At 72.4% G+C, this 20,658-nt stretch carries 17 protein-coding genes; 12 read left to right on the top strand and 5 right to left on the bottom strand.

From position 1 onward, the window contains the following. Nucleotides 1–40: 40 nt before the first annotated feature. Nucleotides 41–1,342, bottom strand: coding sequence for a nucleotide sugar dehydrogenase (locus tag AC3EU2_RS12765; protein ID WP_488176676.1), 1,302 nt, complete (start codon nucleotides 1,340–1,342; stop codon nucleotides 41–43). A gap of 160 nt (nucleotides 1,343–1,502) precedes the next feature. Here AC3EU2_RS12765 and wecB point away from each other — a divergent pair, with 160 nt between their 5' ends. Genes wecB through AC3EU2_RS12745 form a run of 4 tightly spaced genes read left to right on the top strand, consistent with a single transcriptional unit; the run spans nucleotide 1,503 to nucleotide 5,585 of the window. Then, nucleotides 1,503–2,573: a non-hydrolyzing UDP-N-acetylglucosamine 2-epimerase gene (gene wecB / locus AC3EU2_RS12760; RefSeq protein ID WP_488176675.1), complete on the top strand. Its 1,071-nt coding sequence runs from the start codon at nucleotides 1,503–1,505 to the stop codon at nucleotides 2,571–2,573. An 11-nt stretch (nucleotides 2,574–2,584) separates the two neighbouring features. Beyond that, a complete protein-coding gene (locus tag AC3EU2_RS12755) occupies nucleotides 2,585–3,745 on the top strand; it encodes an LCP family protein (RefSeq protein ID WP_488176674.1) in 1,161 nt (386 codons plus the stop codon). Then, complete coding sequence (locus AC3EU2_RS12750) at nucleotides 3,742–5,112, top strand: glycosyltransferase family protein (protein ID WP_488176673.1); 1,371 nt, start codon at nucleotides 3,742–3,744, stop codon at nucleotides 5,110–5,112. The genes AC3EU2_RS12755 and AC3EU2_RS12750 overlap by 4 nt, the downstream gene beginning before the upstream one ends. Continuing rightward, a complete protein-coding gene (locus AC3EU2_RS12745) occupies nucleotides 5,109–5,585 on the top strand; it encodes a hypothetical protein (RefSeq protein ID WP_488176672.1) in 477 nt (158 codons plus the stop codon). The genes AC3EU2_RS12750 and AC3EU2_RS12745 overlap by 4 nt, the downstream gene beginning before the upstream one ends. Before the next feature lie 12 nt (nucleotides 5,586–5,597). Here AC3EU2_RS12745 and AC3EU2_RS12740 read toward each other — a convergent pair whose 3' ends face one another. The 3 genes from AC3EU2_RS12740 to AC3EU2_RS12730 are packed head-to-tail and all read right to left on the bottom strand — an operon-like array spanning nucleotide 5,598 to nucleotide 8,269. Continuing rightward, nucleotides 5,598–6,584: a Gfo/Idh/MocA family protein gene (locus tag AC3EU2_RS12740; protein WP_488176671.1), complete on the bottom strand. Its 987-nt coding sequence runs from the start codon at nucleotides 6,582–6,584 to the stop codon at nucleotides 5,598–5,600. A gap of 3 nt (nucleotides 6,585–6,587) precedes the next feature. Next, a complete protein-coding gene (locus AC3EU2_RS12735; RefSeq protein ID WP_488176670.1) occupies nucleotides 6,588–7,676 on the bottom strand; it encodes a DegT/DnrJ/EryC1/StrS family aminotransferase in 1,089 nt (362 codons plus the stop codon). Then, nucleotides 7,673–8,269, bottom strand: a complete 597-nt coding sequence (locus tag AC3EU2_RS12730; RefSeq protein WP_488176669.1) for an acyltransferase — start codon at nucleotides 8,267–8,269, stop codon at nucleotides 7,673–7,675. The genes AC3EU2_RS12735 and AC3EU2_RS12730 overlap by 4 nt, the downstream gene beginning before the upstream one ends. A 163-nt stretch (nucleotides 8,270–8,432) precedes the next feature. On the opposite strand from AC3EU2_RS12730, the gene AC3EU2_RS12725 reads away from it, so the two are divergent. The 8 genes from AC3EU2_RS12725 to AC3EU2_RS12690 all read left to right on the top strand — a co-directional run bounded on the left by AC3EU2_RS12725 (nucleotide 8,433) and on the right by AC3EU2_RS12690 (nucleotide 18,546). Then, entirely contained in the window at nucleotides 8,433–10,289 is a 1,857-nt protein-coding gene (locus AC3EU2_RS12725) for a hypothetical protein (RefSeq protein WP_488176668.1), read from the top strand. Beyond that, nucleotides 10,286–12,175, top strand: coding sequence for a glycosyltransferase family protein (locus AC3EU2_RS12720; RefSeq protein WP_488176667.1), 1,890 nt, complete (start codon nucleotides 10,286–10,288; stop codon nucleotides 12,173–12,175). The genes AC3EU2_RS12725 and AC3EU2_RS12720 overlap by 4 nt, the downstream gene beginning before the upstream one ends. Beyond that, entirely contained in the window at nucleotides 12,172–13,164 is a 993-nt protein-coding gene (locus AC3EU2_RS12715; protein ID WP_488176666.1) for a glycosyltransferase family 2 protein, read from the top strand. The genes AC3EU2_RS12720 and AC3EU2_RS12715 overlap by 4 nt, the downstream gene beginning before the upstream one ends. Beyond that, complete coding sequence (locus AC3EU2_RS12710) at nucleotides 13,161–14,309, top strand: glycosyltransferase (RefSeq protein WP_488176665.1); 1,149 nt, start codon at nucleotides 13,161–13,163, stop codon at nucleotides 14,307–14,309. Before AC3EU2_RS12715 ends, AC3EU2_RS12710 begins: the two co-directional genes overlap by 4 nt. Nucleotides 14,310–14,390: 81 nt before the next feature. Next, nucleotides 14,391–15,320 (top strand): ABC transporter permease, encoded by a 930-nt coding sequence (locus tag AC3EU2_RS12705; protein ID WP_488176664.1) that lies wholly within the window; start codon nucleotides 14,391–14,393, stop codon nucleotides 15,318–15,320. Between the two features lie 46 nt (nucleotides 15,321–15,366). Further along, nucleotides 15,367–16,140 carry an ABC transporter ATP-binding protein gene (locus AC3EU2_RS12700; RefSeq protein WP_488176663.1) on the top strand — a complete coding sequence of 258 codons (774 nt, stop codon included), beginning with the start codon at nucleotides 15,367–15,369 and terminating at the stop codon, nucleotides 16,138–16,140. Nucleotides 16,141–16,238: 98 nt separating this feature from the next. Then, the gene (locus tag AC3EU2_RS12695) at nucleotides 16,239–17,252 is read left to right on the top strand and encodes a glycosyltransferase (RefSeq protein WP_488176662.1); all 1,014 of its coding nucleotides are present in this window, start codon (nucleotides 16,239–16,241) and stop codon (nucleotides 17,250–17,252) included. Then, nucleotides 17,245–18,546 carry a glycosyltransferase gene (locus tag AC3EU2_RS12690; protein ID WP_488176661.1) on the top strand — a complete coding sequence of 434 codons (1,302 nt, stop codon included), beginning with the start codon at nucleotides 17,245–17,247 and terminating at the stop codon, nucleotides 18,544–18,546. Before AC3EU2_RS12695 ends, AC3EU2_RS12690 begins: the two co-directional genes overlap by 8 nt. A gap of 26 nt (nucleotides 18,547–18,572) precedes the next feature. Here the strand turns inward: AC3EU2_RS12690 and AC3EU2_RS12685 are convergent, their stop codons facing one another. Next, on the bottom strand, nucleotides 18,573–20,630 hold the full coding sequence (locus AC3EU2_RS12685) for a glycosyltransferase family protein (RefSeq protein ID WP_488176660.1): 2,058 nt from the start codon (nucleotides 20,628–20,630) through the stop codon (nucleotides 18,573–18,575). Nucleotides 20,631–20,658: the final 28 nt, after the last annotated feature.

The following is a 20,658-nucleotide window of genomic DNA, read 5'->3' as shown; positions in this document are numbered from 1 at the left end:
GCCCGAGTGGGCCATCGACGGCATGGGTACGCCCCTTCGTTCAGCCCGCGGTGGCGAGACCGATCACCCGGTGGGCGACGCCCTCGAAGTGGGCCGGGTCGGTGATCTTGCGGCCGTCGACGAGGGCCGTGATCCCGGGGAGGTCCGCGGCCGCGAGGTCGCGGTAGGCGGCGTGGTCGGCCTGGATCACGGCGGCGTCGGCCCGGTCACCCAGGTGGTAGGGCTCCCAGCCGAACGCCTCGATCTCGGCGTCGCTGAACATCGGGTCGTGCACGGCCACCTCCGCGCCTCGGTCGCGCAGGGCCTGCACGAGGGGGAAGACGCCCGAGAACGCCGTCTCCTTGACCCCGCCACGGTAGGACGCACCGAGGACGGCGACCCGGGCACCCGCGAGGTCGCCGTAGGCGCCCTCGAGGAGCAGCGTGGCGTGGGTCGGCATCCCCATGTTGGCCTCGCGGGCCGCGCGCACCACGGTGGCATCGGGGTCGTTGAAGAGGTAGAGCCGCGGGTAGACGGGGATGCAGTGGCCGCCGACGGCGATGCCGGGGCGGTGGATGTGGCTGTACGGCTGCGAGTTGCTCGCGTCGATGACCTGGTGGATGTCGATGCCGTTGCTCTCGGCGAACTTGGCGAACTGGTTGGCCAGCCCGATGTTGACGTCGCGATAGGTCGTCTCCGCGAGTTTCGCGAGCTCGGAGGCCTCGACCGAACCGAGGTCCCAGACACCGTTGGCGCGCTCGAGGTCGGGGCGGTCGTCGAAGTCGAGCACCGCCTCGTAGAACTCCGTCGCCCTGGCGGCACCCTCGGGGCTGAGGCCACCGACGAGCTTGGGGTACTTGCGGAGGTCGGCGAAGACCCGGCCGGTGAGGACCCGCTCGGGTGAGAACACGACGTGGAAGTCCCGGCCCTCGGTGAGCCCGGAGCCCTGCTCGAGCATCGGCTTCCAGCGGTTGCGCGTGGTGCCGACGGGGAGCGTGGTCTCGTAGGAGACGAGGGTCCCGGGCGTGAGGTGGGCGGCGATCGACTCGGTCGCGGAGTCCATCCAGCCGAAGTCCGGCTGCCAGGTCTCGTCGTTGACGAACAGCGGCACGACGACGACGACCGCGTCCGCATCGGGGATCGCCCGCGAGTAGTCGGTCGTCGCGACGAGGCGACCCTCGGGCACGAGCCGGGACAGGCGCTCGTCGAGCTCGGCCTCGCCGGGGAAGGGCTCGCGCCCCTCGTTGACGACGTCGACGAGAGCCTGGTTCACGTCCACCCCGACGACGTCGTGACCCTTGCTGGCGAACTGGACGGCCAGGGGGAGGCCGATCTTGCCGAGGGCGACGACGGCGATCTTCACGGGTGACTCCTTGGGATGGGGGGCTCTCCGACCGAGCAACGCGTGACATCGTACCGACGCGTCACCGGGACGATGTCCGACGCGTCACCGGGACGATGTCCGACGTGTCCGGCGCCGGTCGGTCCCGAGCACCACACGGTGCGCCCTCTACATTGGTCCCGTGAAAGTACTCAGCATCGTCGGCGCCCGCCCCCAGTTCGTGAAGCTGGCCCCGATCGCCAAGGCGCTCGAGGAGGCCGGCCACGACCACGTCATCGTCCACACCGGACAGCACTACGACGCGAAGATGTCGGACGTGTTCTTCGACGACCTCGAGATCCCGGCGCCGGACGTCCACCTCGGGGTGGGGTCGGGCTCGCACGGCGTCCAGACCGGCTCGATGCTCGTCAAGCTCGACGACGTCCTCCTCGAGCACGACCCGGACTGGGTGCTCGTCTACGGGGACACGAACTCGACCATCGCCGGCGCACTCTCGGCCGTGAAGCTGCACCTCCCGCTGGCCCACCTCGAAGCCGGACTCCGCTCGTTCAACCGGCGCATGCCCGAGGAGCACAACCGGGTCCTCACCGACCACGCCGCCGACCTCTGCCTCGCCCCGACCGCCGTCGCGTCCTCGCACCTCGCGGACGAGGGCCTCGCCGAGCGCTGCGTCGTGACCGGTGACGTCATGACCGACGTCTGCCTCGTCACCGCCGAGCGGGTCCGCGACCTGGTTCCGCAGCTGCCAGCGGGCGTCTCCCCCGACGACTACGTCCTGTCGACGATCCACCGAGCGGAGAACACCGACGACCCGGTCCGTCTCGGCGCCATCATCCGCGGCCTCGCGGCCCTGCCCCACCCGGTGGTCCTCACCGCCCACCCCCGCCTCGTCGCGAAGGCGGCCGAGCACGACATCGACCTCACCCAGGGCTCCCTCCACACGGTGGAGCCGCTCGACTACCCGGCGATGGTCAACGCCATCCAGCACGCCAGGGCGGTCGTCACCGACTCGGGTGGTCTGCAGAAGGAGGCCTTCCTCCTGCGCACCCCGTGCACGACGGTCCGCACGGAGACGGAGTGGACGGAGACGGTCGACCTCGGCTGGAACGTCCTCGCGCTCGACCTGGACGCACTGACCGACCTCGTCGGCCGCCCCGCACCACAGCCCACCGACGCGGCGCCCTATGGCGACGGCCGAGCGGCGCAGGCCACCGTCGCGGCCCTCTCCGCCCGGCTGCGCCCGCGCGGCTGAGCGGAACGACGATGACGCCGCAGCCCCCCGGCCCCGAGGACGACGACGCCTACGTCGTCGACACCCGCCGCGGCCCCCGTCGTCCCACGCGCGAGCCCCGGGAGCCCCGCGCGCCCCGGGAGCCCCGCGCGCCCCGGGGTCCCCGGGAGGCTGGAGAGGCTCGGCAGCCCCGGCCTCGTGGACGGGTCGGCGTCCGTACGGTCGTCGTCGTCGGGCTCGTCCTCGTCGCCGCGTGGGTCGCCTTCCTCGTCCTGGTGCCGGCACGGGCGTGGAGCAACGTCCCCCGCGTCGACGCCACCCCCGCCGGTGACCGGCCCGCCGAGGGCTCCGGGCGCAACTACGTCCTCGTCGGCTCCGACAGCCGGGAGGGACTGACGCCGGCGCAGCGCAACGAGCTCACCACCGGGAGCGCCGAGGGGCGGCGAACCGACACGATCATGCTGGTGCACGTCTCGCAGAGCGGCGGCAAACCGGTCCTCGTCTCGATCCCCCGCGACTCCTACGTCCCCATCCCGGGCCACGGTCGGCAGAAGATCAACGCGGCCTACTCCATCGGCGGCGCCAAGCTGCTCAACCAGACCCTCGAGCAGGTCACCGGCATCCACATCGACGGGTACGTCGAGATCGGTCTGGGCGGCTTCGCCACGATGGTCGAGGCGGTCGGCGGCGTCAACGTCTGCGTCAAGACCGACATGGTCGACCCCAAGGCCGGCATCGACCTCAAGAAGGGCTGCCAGGTCCTCGACGGCAAGAACGCCCTCGGCTACGTGCGCAGCCGCTACGTCGACCCGCTCGGCGACATCGGTCGCGCCGCCCGCCAACGCCAGTTCCTCAGCGCCCTGATGAAGCAGGCCGCGACACCGTCGACCGTCCTGCTCCCGTGGCGCTACAAGGGTTTCGTCGAGGCCTCGGTGGGCGGACTCACCGTGGGTGAGGACACCTCCCTCGTCGATGCCTACCGGGTCATGTCGGCGATGCGTGCAGTGAGTGCCGACAAGGGGCTCTCACTCTCGGTGCCGACGTCGGACACGTCGTTCCAGACCCCGGCCTCCGGTGTGGCCGTCAAGTGGGACAGCGAGAAGGCCCTGGCCCTGTTCACCGCCCTGAGGGATGACGAACCGCTGACCGAACCCCCTGCCGGCACGGTCCCGGAGGGGTCGACGGCCCGATGACGACGCCGGGCCCGGATGCCGGGGACGAGCACACTGAGGCCCCTCACCTGCTCTACCTCGCGTGGGGGTTCCCCCCGGCGGCGAAGTCGTGCGCGTACCGCATGCTCGCGACGGCGAACTCCTTCGCCCGGGCCGGCTGGCGGGTCACGGTCCTCACCCTCACCGAGGACGCGTGGCTGCGCGAGCACGGGCTCGACCCCTCGCTCCTCCCCCTCGTCGACGACCGGATCGTCGTGCACCGGCTCCCCCTCTACCGCGACGACCTGGACACCGACATCCGCTCCTACGGACGACTGCGGGCGCAGCGACCCTCCCAGTGGCTCGCATGGCACCGGCGCCGGGACCAGCGCGCCTTCCCCGAACCGGTGTTCGGCCGGTGGCGCGACTCGCTCGTCGCAGCGACGAGGGCTGTCCACGCGCGCTCGCGCGTCGACCTCGTCCTCACGTCCGCGGCTCCCTACACGTTCTTCGCGCCGGCCCTCGACCTGTGGCAGCGCGAGCGGGTCCCGTTCGTCCTCGACTACCGCGACGCATGGGCCATCGACATCATCGGTGACCGCAGCGCCTTCACGCCCGACAGCCGGCAGGGTCGGCTCGAGCGGAGCCTCGTCGACGCCGCCCTCGAGATGTGGTTCGTCAACCGCCCGATCCGGGACGCGTACGCCGGGCTCTACCCCGACCGCTCGGCGTCGATGCACATCGTCCGCAACGGCAACGACCCCGTGCCGGAGCGGGCCGACCGGGCAGACTCCCCCCCGGATCCCGGGTCGGGGCTGACCTTCGGGTACCTCGGCACGATCACGTTCGGCCCGGCGCTCACCGAGGCCGTCTGTCGGGGATGGCGGCTGGCCCGCGAGCGCCACGACGTCCTGGCCCGGTCCCACCTGGTCTTCCGGGGGCACCTCGGTGCCGGTGCAGCGCGCGGGGTGAGCGGGCACGCGAGGATCCTCGCGGCATACGCGATGGACGGGGTGAGCACCGGTGGGCCGGTACCCAAGACGCGGACGTCGGACCTCTACGCGACATGGGACGCCCTCCTGCTCTGTCTCGCGGGTGGTCGGTACGTGACGTCCGGGAAGGTCTACGAGTACATGTCGACCGGCCTGCCGATCATGTCAGCGCACGAGCCCGAGCACGCGGCCACCGAGGTGCTGCAGGGCTACCCGCTGTGGGTGCCCTCCACCGGGGTCGACCCCGAGTCGCTCGCCGACGCGTTCGTCCGCACCGCCGACCTGGCTCTGGCCGCCGGCGAGGAGGACCGCCGGGCCAGCCTGGCGCATGCCGCGCAGTTCGAGCGCTACGCCCAGATCGCCCCGGCCGTGCGTCGGCTCACCGACCACGTCGGCCGTCGCCGCGAGAGCGCATGACCGCCCCGGCGCACCAGCGGACCGTGGTGCTCGTCCACACCCGCGCACTGCTCGACGTCGTCGTCGACGCGGTCGGGACGATCCGTGCGTCCGGTGCCCGCGTCGTCCTGGTCGGGCCGGAGCTGCCCGACACGCCGCGGCTGCGCACGGTCGCGGACGAGGTCGTGGTCCTCCGCCGCCGCGACACCCGCGAGGCGGTGCAGGCCCTTCGTGGCAGCCCGCTGTCGGCGGCGCGCGGCGGGTTCGGCGCGGCCCTCGACCGCCTCGTCGGCCGCTCCCTCGGGGTGGCGACCCTGTGGTGGCGAGCCGCCCGGCGCACGCCGGCGGCCCTGGCGGCCATCGACGCCGCCGACACGATCACCGCGGTGGACGCGGGAGCCGTCTACGTCGTCTGGCAGGCCGCCCGTCGCACGCCGACCGCGGCGGCCGTCAACGGCATCGGGCCGACGCTGGAGCACCTGGGCCTGGCCTGAGCGCAGCGCCCGTCAGAGGTGGATCGTCACGCCCTGTGCGGCCGACTCGATGCAGGCCTCGGCCACCCTGACCGTCGTCATGCCCTGCTCGAGCGTGACGATGTCGGCGTCCTTGCCGAGGACGGCGTCCCGGAAGTTCTCGTGCTCGACGCGCAGCGGCTCGGGCTTGGCGATCGCGTAGCGGATGACGTCACCCTCGGCCACGCCGCGGAACCGCGCGATGTCGTTCCACGTCGTCTTGATGCTGCCGTTGGCGTAGAAGGTGAGGTCCGCCGAGAGGGTGTCGGCGACGAAGGCACCCAGCTCGCCGGTGATGATGGTGACGCGCTCCTTGAGCGGTGAGAGCCAGTTGACGAGGTGGCTCGTGACCGTGCCGTTGGCCAGCTGGCCCACGACGGCGACGAGGTCCTCGAACTCCCGACCGGACTTGTATGCCGTGCGGGCGGCCACCGACGTGAACGGCTGCTGCGTCACCCAGGCGGTGAGGTCGATGTCGTGGGTCCCCAGGTCCTTGACCACGCCGACGTCGGCGATCCGCGCCGGGAACGGGCCCTGGCGGCGCGTCTGCACCTGGTAGACCTCACCGAGCTCACCGGCCTCGAGCCGGATGCGGGCCTGCTGCAGCGCGGGGTTGTAGCGCTCGATGTGACCGACGGCACCGACGAGGCCCCGGTCGGCGAAGGCCCTGACGAGCCGTTCGGCCGACGGCGTGTCCTGGGCCAGGGGCTTCTCGATGATGGCGTGCACGCCGGCCTCGGCGAGGGCCAGGCCGATCGGCTCGTGGTAGATGGTCGGCACCGCGACCATGCAGTAGTCGATGCCCTGCTCGATGAGCCGCTCGACGTTCTCGAGCACGGGGCGGCCCCCGGCCACACCGTGGGCGTCGCCGCCGGGGTCGGCGACGGCGACGAGGTCGACCCCGTCGAGCGAGGCGAGGACGCGCGCGTGGTGGCGCCCCATCATGCCCAGGCCGATCAGGCCGGCGCGCAGGTTCGCCACCGGTCAGGCACCGGCCTTGGCCAGGGCGTTGACCGCGGTGACGATGCGCTCGAGGTCATCCTGGCTCAGGCTCGGGTGCACCGGGAGGGACAGGCACTCTGCTGCGGCCCGGGCCGTCTCGGGCAGGTCGACCTCCACCTGGAAGGGCTTGAGCTCGTGGTTGGGCACCGGGTAGAACATGCCGGACCCGACGTTGTACTCCTCGCGCAGCGCCTTCGCCAGGCCGTCGCGGTCGTCGGCGACACGCACGGTGTACTGGTGGTAGACGTGGACGGCGCCGTCCGCCACGGGCGGGGGCGTGACCCCTTCGAGGTGCGCGGAGAGGTATGCGGCGTTGTCCTGACGGGCGGCCGTCCAGGCGCCCACCTTGGTCAGCTGCACGCGGCCGATGGCGGCGTGGATGTCGGTCATGCGGGCGTTGAAGCCGACGACCTCGTTGTGGTACTGCTGCGCCATCCCCTGGTTGCGGTAGAGCCGCATGAGCCGCTCGGTCTCGGCGTCGGCCACGGAGACCATGCCGCCCTCACCGGAGGTCATGTTCTTGGTCGGGTAGAGCGAGAACATGGCGAACTGTCCGAACGCGCCGACCGGTGTGCCGCCGAGCGAGGCGCCGTGCGCCTGCGCGGCGTCCTCGAAGATCTTGAGGCCGTGCTTGTCGGCGATCGCCTGCAGCTCGGGCATCCTGGCCGGGTGGCCGTAGAGATGGACCGGCATGATGCCGACCGTGCGGTCGGTGATCGCCGCCTCGACCGACGCGGGGTCGAGGCAGAAGTCGTCGGCGCCGATGTCGGCGAAGACGGGGGTGGCACCGGTGAGGGCGACCGAGTTGCAGGTCGCCGCGAAGGTGAACGACGGCACGATGACCTCGGCGCCGGGACCGACCCCACTGGAGAGCAGACCGAGGTGCAGTCCGGACGTGCCCGAGTTCACCGCGACGCAGGCACGGCCCAACCCGAAGTGGGCGTCGAACTCCTCCTCGAAGGCCTTGACCTCGGGGCCCTGTGCCAGCATGCCGCTGCGGAGGACCCGGTCGACGGCCTCGCGCTCCTCGTCACCGATGAGCGGCTTCGCGGGGGGGATGAAGTCAGTCACTGTGCAGCCTCCGTCAGGCGGTCGTGGTCTTCGAGGTATCGCTCGCCGGTCGTCGGGCAGACCCAGCTGCCGTCGACGCCCTGCTCGAGGGGCACGCCAGCACGGCCGACCCACCTTATCCGGCGTGCGGGGACACCGGCGACCAGCGCGAAGTCGGGAACGTCCTTGACGACGACCGACCCGGCGGCGACCAGGGCCCACCGCCCGATCGTCACGGGAGCCACGCACACGGCGCGGGCGCCGATCGAGGCGCCGTCGCCGACCGTCACACCGACGGGCTCCCAGTCGTCGCCGCGCTTGAGCCTGCCGCTCGGGTCGACGGCCCTCGGAAAGTGGTCGTTGGTGAACACCACGGCCGGACCGACGAACACCCCGTCGCCGAGCCGGGCCGGCTCGTAGACGAGGGCGTGGTTCTGCAGCTTGCAGTTGTCGCCCATCGTCACTCCGGACCCGACGTAGGCGCCGCGCCCGACGATGCAGTTGTCGCCGAGCACCGCTCCCTCGCGTACCTGGGCGAGGTGCCACACCGTCGTGCCGTCACCGAGGACGGCATCCTCGGAGACGTCGGCGCCGGGCAGGACACGAACGGGCATGGAGGCTCCTCGGGAGGGGGCGAACGGGTCGCCTCATCCTAGACACGCCCCACAGCCACCGTCGTGAAGGCCGGGCCCGGCCCGGTGCAATAATGACGGCCGCTTGTCCGCTGCCCCGGGACGGCTCGCGGTGACAGTCACCCCACAGGATGGAGCTCGGTTCGTGCCAGTTCAGGACGACAACGCCCAGGGCCCCCCGGACGTCCCCTCCGTGCCCCGCGAGCGCCCGACCCTCCACGTGCCGCACAAGGAGACTCCGGCAGCCACCGCGTGGCGTCTGGCCAGGGCCACCGCCTCGGGCCTGCCCCGCTCCCGCACGCAGCTGCGCAAGCGTGGCCGGCGCATCGTCAACCAGCGGGTGTTCGGAAACCCGCGGGCAGCGCACGGCCTCATCACCGGCTGGCAGGTGCTCGGGCGCGCGTCCCACGCCTCGCAGGGCGCGCAGACGTCGTACGTCGAGACGTCGGAGCGCCTGGCCGCCCGCATGGCCCGGTCAGGCCACCACGATCTCGCCGCGACCCTGCTCGAGGTGGCCGAGCGCCGAGTCGCCGACGACCTCGTCCGCAGCCCCCTGTCCGTGCGACGGGCGGTCGCGCAGATGAACGCCGGGCGTGCCGACGCGCCGGTCGACCGGCTCGTCCGGGACGCGCTGGCCGCGGCCGACCGTGCCCACGCGTCCGGTGACCTGCAGCGGGCAGCGACGCACCTCCAGGACGCCTTCAACGTGGCCTTCCACCGGGTGCTGCACTTCGAGGACCACCCGTCGCCGCTCGCCGCCGACCCCGACGGGTTCCTCGCCCCCTTCCACGAGTCGTCGACCTTCACGGCCACGACGACGCTCACCCCGCGTCCCCACGAGCCGGTCCCGGCGGACCGGCCCCAGCGCCTGCTGTTCGTGACGGGCAGCAACTTCAACTTCGCGAAGTCGCTCATCGACGACTACGGCGGCCGGCCCGACGTCGAGGTGCGCGCCGTCAACCTGCTGACGCAGGAGGACGGGCCGACCCGGCTGAGCTACGTCAACGTCGTGCGGGACCGGCTCACGCTCAGCGCGGGCCGCACCGTGACGATGCCGACCTCGGTGGCCGAGGAGCTCGACTGGGCCGACACGATCTTCGTCGAGTGGGGGCACCGGGCGCTCACCTGGATCTCGTCGCTGAGCACCCTGCGCGCGCGGGTCGTCGTCCGCCTGCACAGCTACGAGGCGATGACCCAGTTCCCGCTCACCACCAACTGGGCCGGGGTGCACGACGTCATCTTCGTCTCCGACCACATCCGCCGTCTCGTGGAGAGCGCCGTACCGCAGATCCTCGATCCGGCGGGCCCGCGCATCCACACGATCCCCAACAAGAACGACTTCGAGCCCTACCTGCTGCCCAAGAAGCCCGGCGCCGAGTTCACTCTCGGCCTCGTCGGCTGGGGCCAGGTCGTCAAGGACCCGCTCTGGGCGCTCGAGGTGCTCGAGCTGCTCCGGGCGCACGACCCGCGCTACGGCATCCGCCTCCTCGGGAACGACTTCGCGGCCCCGGACAAGCTCACCCGCGCCGCGGCGACCTACCGTGACGTCCTCCACGCCCGGATCGCTGAGCTGGGTGACGCCGTCCACGTGCCGGGCCACTCCTCCGACGTGGCCGAGTCGCTGCGGCGGGTCGGCGTCATCCTCTCCACGAGCCACCGTGAGGGCACCCACGAGGGTTTCCTCGAGGGCGCCGCCTCCGGTGCGTTCCCCGTCGCGCGGAACTGGCCCTTCGTCGCACGATGGGGCGGCGCCCGCAGCATGGTTCCGGACGCGTGGGTGGTGGGCTCACCCGCCGAGGCCGCGCAGCGGATCCTGGCCGCCCAGGAGGCCGGGACCCTGGTGGATGAGGGCACCCATGCCGCGGCGTGGGTGCGTGAGCACTACGACTGGTCCGTCATCGGGCCCAGGCTCGACGCCGTCGTCCTCGGCAGCGCGGCGGACAGCCCGACCACACCCGGGCCCACGGCCGAGTCGCTGACCGAGGCCGAGGAGCCGGCATGAGCGCGCCACACCTGATCTACCTCGCGTGGGGCTTCCCGCCGGCCGCGAAGTCCTGCACCTACCGCATGCTCGCCACCGCCAACAGCTTCGTGCAGGCCGGGTGGGACGTCACCGTCATCACGCTCACCGAGGACGCGTGGAAGCACGAGCAGGGTCTCGACACCTCGCTGCTCAGCCTCGTCGACCCACGCATCGTGATCCGTCGGGTCCCGCTGTACCGTGAGGACCTCGCCACCGACGTGCGCCACTACGACCAGCGCCGTGCCGAGCAGCCGGTCCAGTGGCTCAAGGCGCTGCGCCGTGGCGACACCGAGCTCTTCCCCGAGCTCGTCTACGGGCGCTGGCGCGACGATGCGGTCGCAGCCGTCCGGGCGGCCCACGCCGACAAGCCCGCGGACCTCTTCCTCACCTCGGCGACGCCCTACACCTTCTTCGCTCCCGCGCTGGACCTGTGGCAGCAGTCGGGCGTCCCCTACGTCCTCGACTACCGGGACTCCTGGGCCGTCGACATCCTCAAGGACAAGCCGGGGTTCACCCCGGACAGTCCGCAGGCGGTGTTCGAGACCGAGCTGCTGTCGCATGCGAGCGAAGCCTGGTTCGTCAACCGCGAGATCCGTGACGCGTACGCCGGGATCTACCCCGACCACGCCTCCGCGTTCCAGGTCGTCCGCAACGGCAGCGACGAAGCGACCGGAACCGACCGGCTCGACATCCGGATCCCGAACCCGGAGGACGGCCTCACCTTCGGCTACCTCGGAACGGTCACCTTCGACGTCAAGCGGATGCGCGCCCTGTGCGAGGGCTGGCGGATCGCCGCCGAGCGAAGTGAGGTCATCGGCCGCAGCCGGCTGGAGTTCCGCGGCTACATGGGTACCGGCTCGGCCCGGGGTCACACGGCGCAGGCCGAGATCATCCAGCAGGGCAGCGACGTCGGCATCTCCTACGGGGGGCCGGTCCCCAAGGCCGAGACGGCCGCGGTGTACGGCTCGTGGGACGTGCTCGTGCTGTGCCTCGTCGGGGGCAGGTTCGTGACGTCGGGCAAGGTCTACGACTACATGTCGACGGGGCTGCCGGTCCTGTCGGTCCACGACTGGGAGCACGCGGCCGTCGAGGTGCTCTCCGGCTACCCGCTGTGGGTGCGCAACGAGGGCACCGAGGCCGACGACATCGCCGACGCCTTCGTCCGGGCCGCAGAAGCGGCCTGCTCGGCGACGGTGGGCCAGCACGAGGAGGCGCGTGAGTTCTCCCGCCGCTACGAGCGCTACGCCCAGATCCGCCCGGCGGTCGAGCGGCTCAGCGCCGGCTTCGGTCTCACGGTCGAGTGGCCCCCCACACCCCCTCGGCCCGTGGCATCGGAGCAGGTGGAGGAGCGGTCGGCGAGCGCCCCCGTCGACCTCAGCGCCGAGGAGGTCGTCCTCTTCCACACACAGCCGCTGCGTGACCAGGTCGTCTCCGCCGTCGCGGGCCTCCGGCGAGCGGGCGCGTGCGTGCACGTCGTCGGACCGGCGTCGGTCATGGTCGACCCCGCCATCGCCGACTCGGTCATCGGCCTGCCCAAGGCGACGTCCCCGGTGCGGCGCGACCAGACCGTCGGGGTACGCAAGTTCTCCCCGGAGTGGGCGAGGATCGTGGCCACGAACACGTACCGCAGACGAGTGCTCAAACCGGTGGTCCGCAAACTCGGCCTCCCGGCGATGTGGTGGGTCTCGGCCGCCCGCTCGTCCGAGGTTCAGGACCGCATCGCCCGAGCCACCGCGATGGCCGCGATCGACGACGGTGCCATCGCCATGGCGTGGAACGCCGCCCGGGTCAACCACACCGCCCCGACGCTCAACGGGATCGGACCCCTGCTGGAGGAGCTGGGACTCCACCACGGCGAGCGATGACCTCCGAGTCCTCGCCGCCTCCGCAACCGGCGGTCAGCGTGATCATCCCGGTGCTCAACGAGGAGCGCCACCTCGCCGACGCCGTGTCGAGGGTCCTGGCGCAGGACTATGAAGGAGCCTTGGAGGTCGTCCTCGCCCTCGGCCCGTCACGTGACAGGACCGACGAGGTGGCGGCGAACCTCGCCGCCGGTGACGCGCGCGTGCGCACCGTGCCCAATCCCAGCGGTCGCACCCCTGACGGGCTCAACGCCGCCATCGCCGCGAGCACCGGGGAAGTCGTGGTGCGGGTCGACGGGCACTGCGAGATCCCGCCGAGCTATGTGCGCGTCGCCGTGGCCGCGCTGGCTCGCACGGGCGCTGACAACGTCGGCGGACTCATGGACGCCCGGGGCAGGACGGCGTTCGAACGAGCCGTCGCCTGCGCGATGCGCAGCCCCATCGGGGTGGGCAGCTCCCGCTTCCACGTCGGGGGCGAGGCTGCCGAGACCGACACCGTCTACCTCGGGGTGTTCCGGCGCACCGCACTGGACCGGGTCGGCGGGTACGACCCCCACTACTCGCGCACGCAGGACTGGGAGCTCAACCACCGGATCCGCGCCAGTGGCGGTCGCGTCTGGTTCACCCCGGAGCTGGCCGTCACCTACCGGCCCCGCGGCTCGCTCCCCGCACTCGCGCGGCAGTACTTCCAGTACGGCCGGTGGCGGCGAGTCGTCGCACGCCAGCACGCCGACTCGGTTACCCTGCGCTACCTCGCGGCTCCGGCCATGGTGAGCGCGAGCGCGTTCAGCCTCGCCGCATCGGTGCTCTGGCCGCCGGCCCTGCTGGTGCCGGCGGCCTACGCCGCAGGCATCACGGTGGGCGGGCTGGCCATCAGCTCGGGGGAGTCGGCGCGCGCGCGGCTTCTCACGGTTCCCGTCCTCGCCACCATGCACTGGTCCTGGGGCGTCGGCTTCCTCACCAGTCCTCGGCGCCTGGCCGCGCCGTCGTGAGGATCCTCATGCTCGTGTGGACCGGCGTGGCGACGGACGCGCGGGTCCTGCGCGAGGCAAGCACCCTCGTCGCGGCCGGACACACGGTCCACATCATCGGCCGCGCCGTCCCCTCCGGGTTCGAGCCACCCGACGGGGTGACCGTGGAGAGCGTCGGCCGGCCGCCCCTGGCCCAGGAGCGCTCCCGAAGGCTGAGCGGGCCCGAGCGGCTGGTCCGCTGGGCGCTGCTGCCCGCGCACGTGTCGCGACGCCTCGCTGCGTGGCAGCGGGCGGCGCTCCCCCTGGCCCACGCGGCCGCCGCGCGTGACGGCGTGCCCGACGTCGTCCACGCCCACGACTACACCGCCCTGCCGGTGGGTGCCGCACTGGCCCGAGACTGGCGCAGACCGTTGGTCTACGACACCCACGAGTACTGGGTCGGCCGCCCTGTCGAGGGACGACCGGCCCCCGCACGCCGCCGACGCGAGGCGCGGGCGGAGTCACGCCTCGGGTGCGAGGCTGCCGCCGTCATCACCGTGGGGTCCGGAGTGGCCCGGGCCTTGCGCGAGGACCATCCCGAGTGGCCGGCGATCTCGGTCGTGCGCAACACCTTCCCGCTCCGGGCCGGCGCCGTCGTCACCTCACCTCCGGCCGGGCTCGTGTATGCCGGCCGCCTGGCCAAGGACCGCGAGCTCGAGGTGGTCAGTGCCGCGAGCCGCCTCGTCGACCTGCCGGTCACGCTCATGGGCCCGGGCGACGCCGAGTGGCTCACGACCTTCGACCCCGGGCTGGCGACCGTCGTCCCGAGCCAGCCCCTGGATCGCGTGGCCGTCCGGCTGCAGGCAGCCGGCGCCTCGCTCGTCACGCACAGCGATCGGTGGGCCAACCACCGGCTCGCCATGCCCAACAAGCTGTTCCATGCGGTGAGCCTGGGCGTGCCCGTCGTCGCGACCGACGTCGGCGAGCTCGCCGCCGTCGTGCGCGAGCACGACCTCGGCACCCTCTACCGGCCCGGTGACCCCCAGTCGCTGGCGCGAGCAGTCCGCGACCTCGTCGACCGCCACGAGCACTACCGCGCTGCCGTCAGCGCGGCCGCCCCGCTGCTCTCCTGGGGGCACGACGAGAGCGTGCTCCTCGACGTGTACGACACGGTCTCCACGCGCTGACGGCGCAGAGGGGCGGGCCCTGCCTTGCGGCTATGCTGGATCGCCCGGCCACCGCCGGGTGTTCGCTACGAAGGGTGTCCTATGAGCGCGGTCCCTCCCGACAACCAGTCCCCGCCCCCCGCGGCGACTGACGGTCACGAGGCGAACCGGCAGGCACGCGAGCGGGCGAGCGAGTCCGGCTACCTGTTGGCGGTGCAGGTCTACGAACCACACCGCGTGGGACTCCCGCCGGTCGGGCCGTACTTCCGTGAACTGTGGAACCGGCGACAGTTCGCGGCCGAGCTGTCGCGAGCCGAGATGCGCTCGGCCAACACGAGGACCTTCTTCGGCCAGGTGTGGCTCGTCATCAACCCGATGCTCCTCGCGGGGGTCTACTACGTCCTCGTGACGATCCTCAACAAGAACCGCGGCGGCCTGCCGTTCCTGGCCCACCTCGTGGCCGGCATCTTCGCCTTCTACTTCATTCAGGGGGCCATCACGGCCGGCGCGCGCTCGGTGGTGGGCGGAGGCGCGCTCATCGCGAACCTCGCCTTCCCCCGCCTGCTCATGCCCCTGTCGGCGGTGCGGACCGCCTTCTTCCGGTTCCTCCCCACGGTGCCCGTCTACTTCATCTTCCACATCCTCGCCGACTCGCCGTGGACCTGGAAGATCCCCCTGTCGCTGTACTTCCTGGCCTGCATGACCGCGTTCGCCGCCGGCCTCGGGTCGGTCTTCGCCACCTTCCAGGTCTACTTCCGCGACACCATGAGCTTCCTGCCGTACTTCCTGAGGATCTGGCTCTACCTCAGCCCGGTCCTCTGGTTCGCCGAGGACGTCCGCGCCAGCTGGCGTCCGTTCATGAAGGTCAACCCCCTCTACTCCATCCTCGGCGGATGGACCGACCTCATCGTGAGGTCACAGATGCCACCCCTGTCGGTCTTCATCCAGGCCGGCCTGTGGGCCCTGGCCGCGGCCGTCATCGGGTTCCTGTTCTTCATGTCGAGGGAGCGTGATTTCGCTGTCCGCCTCTGAGCCCCGGACCACACCCGTCCCCGAGACGGCGGCGTCCCTGTCCCGCATGGACGACCCGATCGCCGTCAAGGTCGAGAACGTCTCGGTGACCTACCGCACGACCTTCGAGCGGACACCGACCTTCAAGCAGGCGATCGTGCGGTTCGGACGCCGTGAGCGAGCGGTCCGCGTCGTCGAGGCCGTCAAGGACGTGAGCTTCACGGTGCCCGTGGGGACCTCCCTCGGCATCGTCGGCGCCAACGGCGCCGGCAAGTCGACGCTGATCAGGACGATCGGCGGCATCCTCGCGCCCAGCGCCGGGCGGATCGAGGTGCACGGCAAGGTCAGCGCCCTGCTCGCCCTCGGAGTCGGGTTCAACCCGAACCTGTCCGGGCAGGAGAACGTCGTCCTCGGTGGCCTCGCGAACGGACTGACCCGCGCCCAGGTCGACGACAGGGCGGCGCAGATCGCCGACTTCGCCGGCATCGGCGACTTCATGGACCTGCCGATCCGCACCTACTCCTCGGGCATGCGCTCGCGGCTGGCGTTCGCCGTGTCGGTCCACATGGACCCGGACATCCTCATGATCGACGAAGCGCTCTCTGCCGGCGACGCTGCCTTCAAGAAGAAGGCCGCCGACAAGATGAGCGAGCTCATGGAGTCCGCCCGCGCGATGTTCCTCGTGTCCCACGCCCTCGGCAGCATCAGGGAGCTGTGCAACCAGGCCATCTGGCTGCACAAGGGGCAGCTCGTGCTCCAAGGCACTCCGGACGAGGTCATCGCCGCCTACACGAAGTTCCTCCAGGTGGGCGAGGACGCCCTGTCGCTCGAGGACCTCTGATCCCACGCCGCACGCGAGGTCCACGCGCTGTCGGACGCCCCGACGTCAGCATCGTCTCATCGGGACACGACGTCGCCGACGCCCGGCTGCACCGCATCGTGACCGCCATCCAGCGCACCGGTGCCAGCGTCGAGGTGCTGGGCCTGGGTGATCCCGGCGGTTCGCCCGAGGGATGCCCGGTCCGCACCTGGGAGCGGGGCACGATGGTGCGCCGGGCGTTCCTGGCGGGCCGGATGGCGTTCGCGGCACGCGGGCGATGCCTCTACTCCCCGGACCCGGACGCGCTCGTCGCCAGCCGGGTGGTCGGAGCGCTCACCGGCCGCCCGGTCGTGGCCGACGTCCACGAGGACTACCTCCGCCTCCTCGGGGACCGGAGCTGGGCCGCCGGTGCCGCCGGCCACGTCGCGCGCCTCGTCGTCCACCTCGCGAACCGGGCCGCCGCCACCGCCGCCCTCACCATCGTCGCCGACGCGCACGTGCAGCCCACGACGGCGCGGCGTCGCCTGGTCGTCCGCAACGAGGCCGATGCGAGGCTCGTGGGTCCTCCCGCCGACCCCGACCCCTCTCCCCGCGCGGTCTACGTCGGCGACGTCCGCCGCAGCCGCGGCCTGTTCACCATGCTCGACGCCCTCGCGGCCGCCCCCGGGTGGACCCTCGACGTCATCGGACCCGTCACCGCCGCCGACCGGTCGGCGGTCGACGCCCGGATGGCGCAGTCCCCCGAGCTCGCGTCCCGGGTCCGCTGGCACGGTCGCCTCGCCCCCCACCGCGCCTGGGAGGTGGCCCGCGGGTCGTGGGTGGGCCTGGCCCTCCTCGACGACACCCCGGCCTTCCGCGAGGCCGTCCCCAGCAAGCTGTACGAGTACATCCAGGCGGGCCTGGTGCCGCTCGTCTCTGACCTGCCCCGGCAGCGGGAGGTGGCGACCGACGCCGGGGGGATCGTGGTGCGCGACGCAGCCGATGCGGCTCGTGAGCTGCGCCTCCTCAGTGCGAGCCCGGACGTCGCTCGGGCGCTCCGGCGGCGGGTGCTGGAGCACTCAGCCCTCCTCGGCGGCGGGGGCGGCACCTACGACGAGGCCGCGCGGGCGATCGTGGGGCTGGTCCGTGGCTGAGCGGCGGGCGCACGTCGTCATGGTCGTCAACAACGGCATCACCAACGACGCGCGGGTGATCAAGTCCGCCGCCACGCTGGCTCGAGCCGGCGCGACGGTGACCGTCCTCGGTGTGGCGTCCGCGGGCGCACCCCGCCAGGAGGCGAACGCCGGCGGCGTCCGCTACGTCCGGTTGGCCGCGCTGCCGCGACGGGGCGTCTCGAGGGGCTACCTCACCTTCGCCGTGCGGCGCCGCCTGGGCCGGCTGGCCCCGGCACGGCGGTGGTCGGCCGCACTTCCGGTGCTGCGGCTGTATGCCGGTGCGTTCGTCCCCGAGCTGCGGGCCCTTCGCCCCGACGTCGTCCACGTGCACGACGTCCACGCCCTCGACGCCGTCCGCCAGGCCTTCCCCGGCCCGGACGGCCCCCCCGTGGTCTACGACGCCCACGAGTTCGTCGCCGGCCTGGCCGTCTCCGGTGCTCGCACCGAGCGCGTCGTCCGCGGGTGGTCGGCGCTCGAGGCGGACCGCATCCGCGGGGTCGACAGGGTCATCACCGTGGCGCCGGCGATCGCCGAGCGGCTGGCCTCCGAGCACCCGCTCGCGGCACCGGTGGCGGTGGTCTACAACTGTCCCCTGCTCTGGCCGGAGTCGGTCTCGTCGCGTGACCTGCGCGCCGAGGCCGGGGTCGGGCGTGACACGACCCTCGCGGTGTACTCCGGGGCTGTCAGCGCGGCCCGCGGTCTCGACACCGTCATCCGGGCCATCTCCCGCACGGACGGCGTGCACCTCGCCGTGGTCACGGTGCCCTTCCCCCATCCCATGGCGGGCGAGCTGGAGCAGCTGGCAGCCGACTGCGGAGTCCGTGACCGCGTCCACCTCGTCCCCCCCGTTCCGTCGCACGAGGTGCCGGCCTACCTCGGGGACGCCGACGTGGCCGTGAGCCCCATCCGCGGGGAGTCCGCGAGCTACGACATGGCCCTTCCGAACAAGCTCTTCGAGTTCATCCACGCCGGGCTGCCCATCGCGTCGAGCGACCTCGCCGGGATGTCCGCCTTCATCCGCCGCCACCGCCTGGGCCAGGTCTTCCGTCAGGGGGACCCGGCCGACTGCGCTCGGGCCATCCTCGCCGCCCTGGGCTCGCCCGACTCGCCGGACCTCGCCGACCTCGCCCACGAGTTCTCCTGGCAGGCCCAGGAGGCCGTGCTCGTCGAGACCTACCGTGGTCTGGGCGCCGCACGGCCCGTGCTCGCCGGCCTCACCGCCTCGAGCGCTCCGTGGCACCGGGACGACGTCACGGTCGACTTCACGACGTGACGGGCGGCTCGAGCCGTGGTGGACGGTCAGGCTCCGAGCAACGCTGACCTCAGTCGGGAGCCGACGTCGCCGGGCGAGTAGCGGCGCGCGATCCAGGCTCGCGCCTCGGCTGCGCGGTCGTCCCACCGGTCCTCGGCGGCCAGCGCGGCGATGCGTGCGACCGCCTCGTCCACGGTGGACACGACGGCGTCGGAAGGGAAGACGGAGGCGGCGCCGGACACCCCGGCATACATCGGCCAGTCTCGGATGACCGGGACGCTTCCCGAGCCCATGAGCTCCGCGGCGCCCAGGTGGAACGACTCGCGTCGGCTGGTGCTCAGGCCGATCCCGATCGTGGGAAGCACCTCGCGCACCTCGTCATGGGTGAGCCGACCGGTGAAGCACAGCCCTCCACGGACGTCCTCGGCCAGCACCCGGTCACGGGTGGCGCGCTGGTAGTCGGCATCGGGGACGGAGCCCGCCCGGGGGAAGTCGGGCCCGATGAGGGTCAGCCGCCACCGCGGATCCTGACCACGCAGGGCTCCCAGCACATCGAGGGCGAACAGCGGGTCCTTGACCCGTTGGCCCCACCCCACCATGCCGAGCGTGAACCGCGCCCCTGCCGTCTTCCCGCTCGGCAGCGAGCCCACGGCCAGCGCGGGCGGGACGACGACGACCTCGGTTCCCGACAACCGGTCGCGGAGCAGCCCGACCATCGTCCGGCGCAGGTGGTCACTGACACAGATCAGGGTGTCCACACGTGACCAGTCGATGACGTGCACCCACGAGCTCAGCGAGTCGGCTCCGTGACAGCGGACGACGAACCTCGTCGAGGGGTCGAGGGTCCGCGAGGCGATCGCGGCGCCCTTGTCGGCCCAGTCGGCGAAGACGAGGGAGGCGCCGGCCCACGGGCGTGGCTCCCCGCGGTCGCTCGACGTCGGCGAGGCGCCCGCACCGGTGAGCTCGTGCACCTCCTGCAGGGTCACCGACTCGGCCTCGGTGTTGTGGAACCGCACGTTCGTGGCTCCCAGGTCGTGCCTCAGCACCTCGTGCGTCTGCGCCAGCACGGCCTCGACGTCCCGGGCGAAACTGGGGTAGGCACCCGGCAGCACCACGGCTCGCGGGCGCGCGGTCTGCGGGCGCGCGGTCTGCGGGCGCGCGGTCTGCGGGCGCTCGGGCTGCGTCCCCTTGGGCGCGCCCGGCTGCTGGCCACGACCGCTCCCGGGGTGGCGCAGGTCGCCGAGGAGCGTGGAGCGAGCGAGCAGCGTCGTCACCTCGGCGGGGTCGCTGACGAGCAGCGACTGCTCGGCTGCCGCGTGGAGCTCGCGGTGGAAGAGCAGTCGGAGGGTCACGGCCGTGAGCTCGAAGGAGCGCCTCGCGTCGGTCCCACGGTCCTCGTCGGCGGCCGCGAAGCCCTCCGTGACGAGCTCCGGGAGTGCGGTGACGCCCTCCCCGAGGTTGAGTCGGGCGATGGCGGCCAGGACGGCCAGGGCCGCCCTGCCCTGCCGGCTGCCCGGTGGTGCCGACGGCGTCGTCACCACCCGGGCGAGCGCCGCCCAGTGGGCGCCGGCGAGCAGCGGTCGAGCCAGGTCCAGGAGCGTCGGGACCGCGATCGACCGGCTCCCGGCGGCGTCGAGCGCGGCCGTCAACGCGACGACGTCGGTCGCCTTGAGCGCGTCACGTGCCGCGAGGTCGGCGATGACGAGATCGGCAAGGCGTTCCGGCCCGGAGACGATTCGCTCGGTGCCCCCGGGATGGGGGACCTGCTGGCGTCGCCGGGACGGGACGAGGCGGGCCAGACCACGTCGCTCCGGAGCGACCACCGCTCGCGCCTCGTCATCGACGACGACGAGCTCGAGGGGGCCTGCGGGCAGCCACGCGCTCTCGGGATCCGGGGTCGTGACCACCTCCGTGTCGGGAGGCATCCCCCACGGCGGCCGGGTCGACCACGCGGTGACGGTGACGGTCCATCCCGTCACGTGGAGGTGCCGGATCAGGGGCGCCAGCGGCTCCAGACGGGCCGCGTCCTGGGCCACGACGACGACGCGGGGACGGGGCTGTTCGGCCGTACCCGTGGGGTCCGACGGAGGCGCGATCTCGGCCATCCCGCACCTCCTCGTGTCGCCGACGCCC

The sequence above is a fragment of the Knoellia sp. B-D-2 genome (genome assembly GCF_057714695.1).
This window is presented reverse-complemented; position numbering and strand designations above follow the sequence as displayed.

Bases quoted from the DNA above. Each gene is read 5' to 3' on its own strand.
- AC3EU2_RS12715 (WP_488176666.1), top strand. From the start codon at position 12,172: ATGACCTCCGAGTCCTCGCCGCCTCCGCAACCGGCGGTCAGCGTGATC.
- AC3EU2_RS12750 (WP_488176673.1), top strand. From the start codon at position 3,742: ATGACGACGCCGGGCCCGGATGCCGGGGACGAGCACACTGAGGCCCCT.
- AC3EU2_RS12705 (WP_488176664.1), top strand. From the start codon at position 14,391: ATGAGCGCGGTCCCTCCCGACAACCAGTCCCCGCCCCCCGCGGCGACT.
- AC3EU2_RS12745 (WP_488176672.1), top strand. From the start codon at position 5,109: ATGACCGCCCCGGCGCACCAGCGGACCGTGGTGCTCGTCCACACCCGC.
- AC3EU2_RS12755 (WP_488176674.1), top strand. From the start codon at position 2,585: ATGACGCCGCAGCCCCCCGGCCCCGAGGACGACGACGCCTACGTCGTC.
- AC3EU2_RS12700 (WP_488176663.1), top strand. From the start codon at position 15,367: ATGGACGACCCGATCGCCGTCAAGGTCGAGAACGTCTCGGTGACCTAC.
- AC3EU2_RS12730 (WP_488176669.1), bottom strand. From the start codon at position 8,269: ATGCCCGTTCGTGTCCTGCCCGGCGCCGACGTCTCCGAGGATGCCGTC.
- AC3EU2_RS12685 (WP_488176660.1), bottom strand. From the start codon at position 20,630: ATGGCCGAGATCGCGCCTCCGTCGGACCCCACGGGTACGGCCGAACAG.
- AC3EU2_RS12720 (WP_488176667.1), top strand. From the start codon at position 10,286: ATGAGCGCGCCACACCTGATCTACCTCGCGTGGGGCTTCCCGCCGGCC.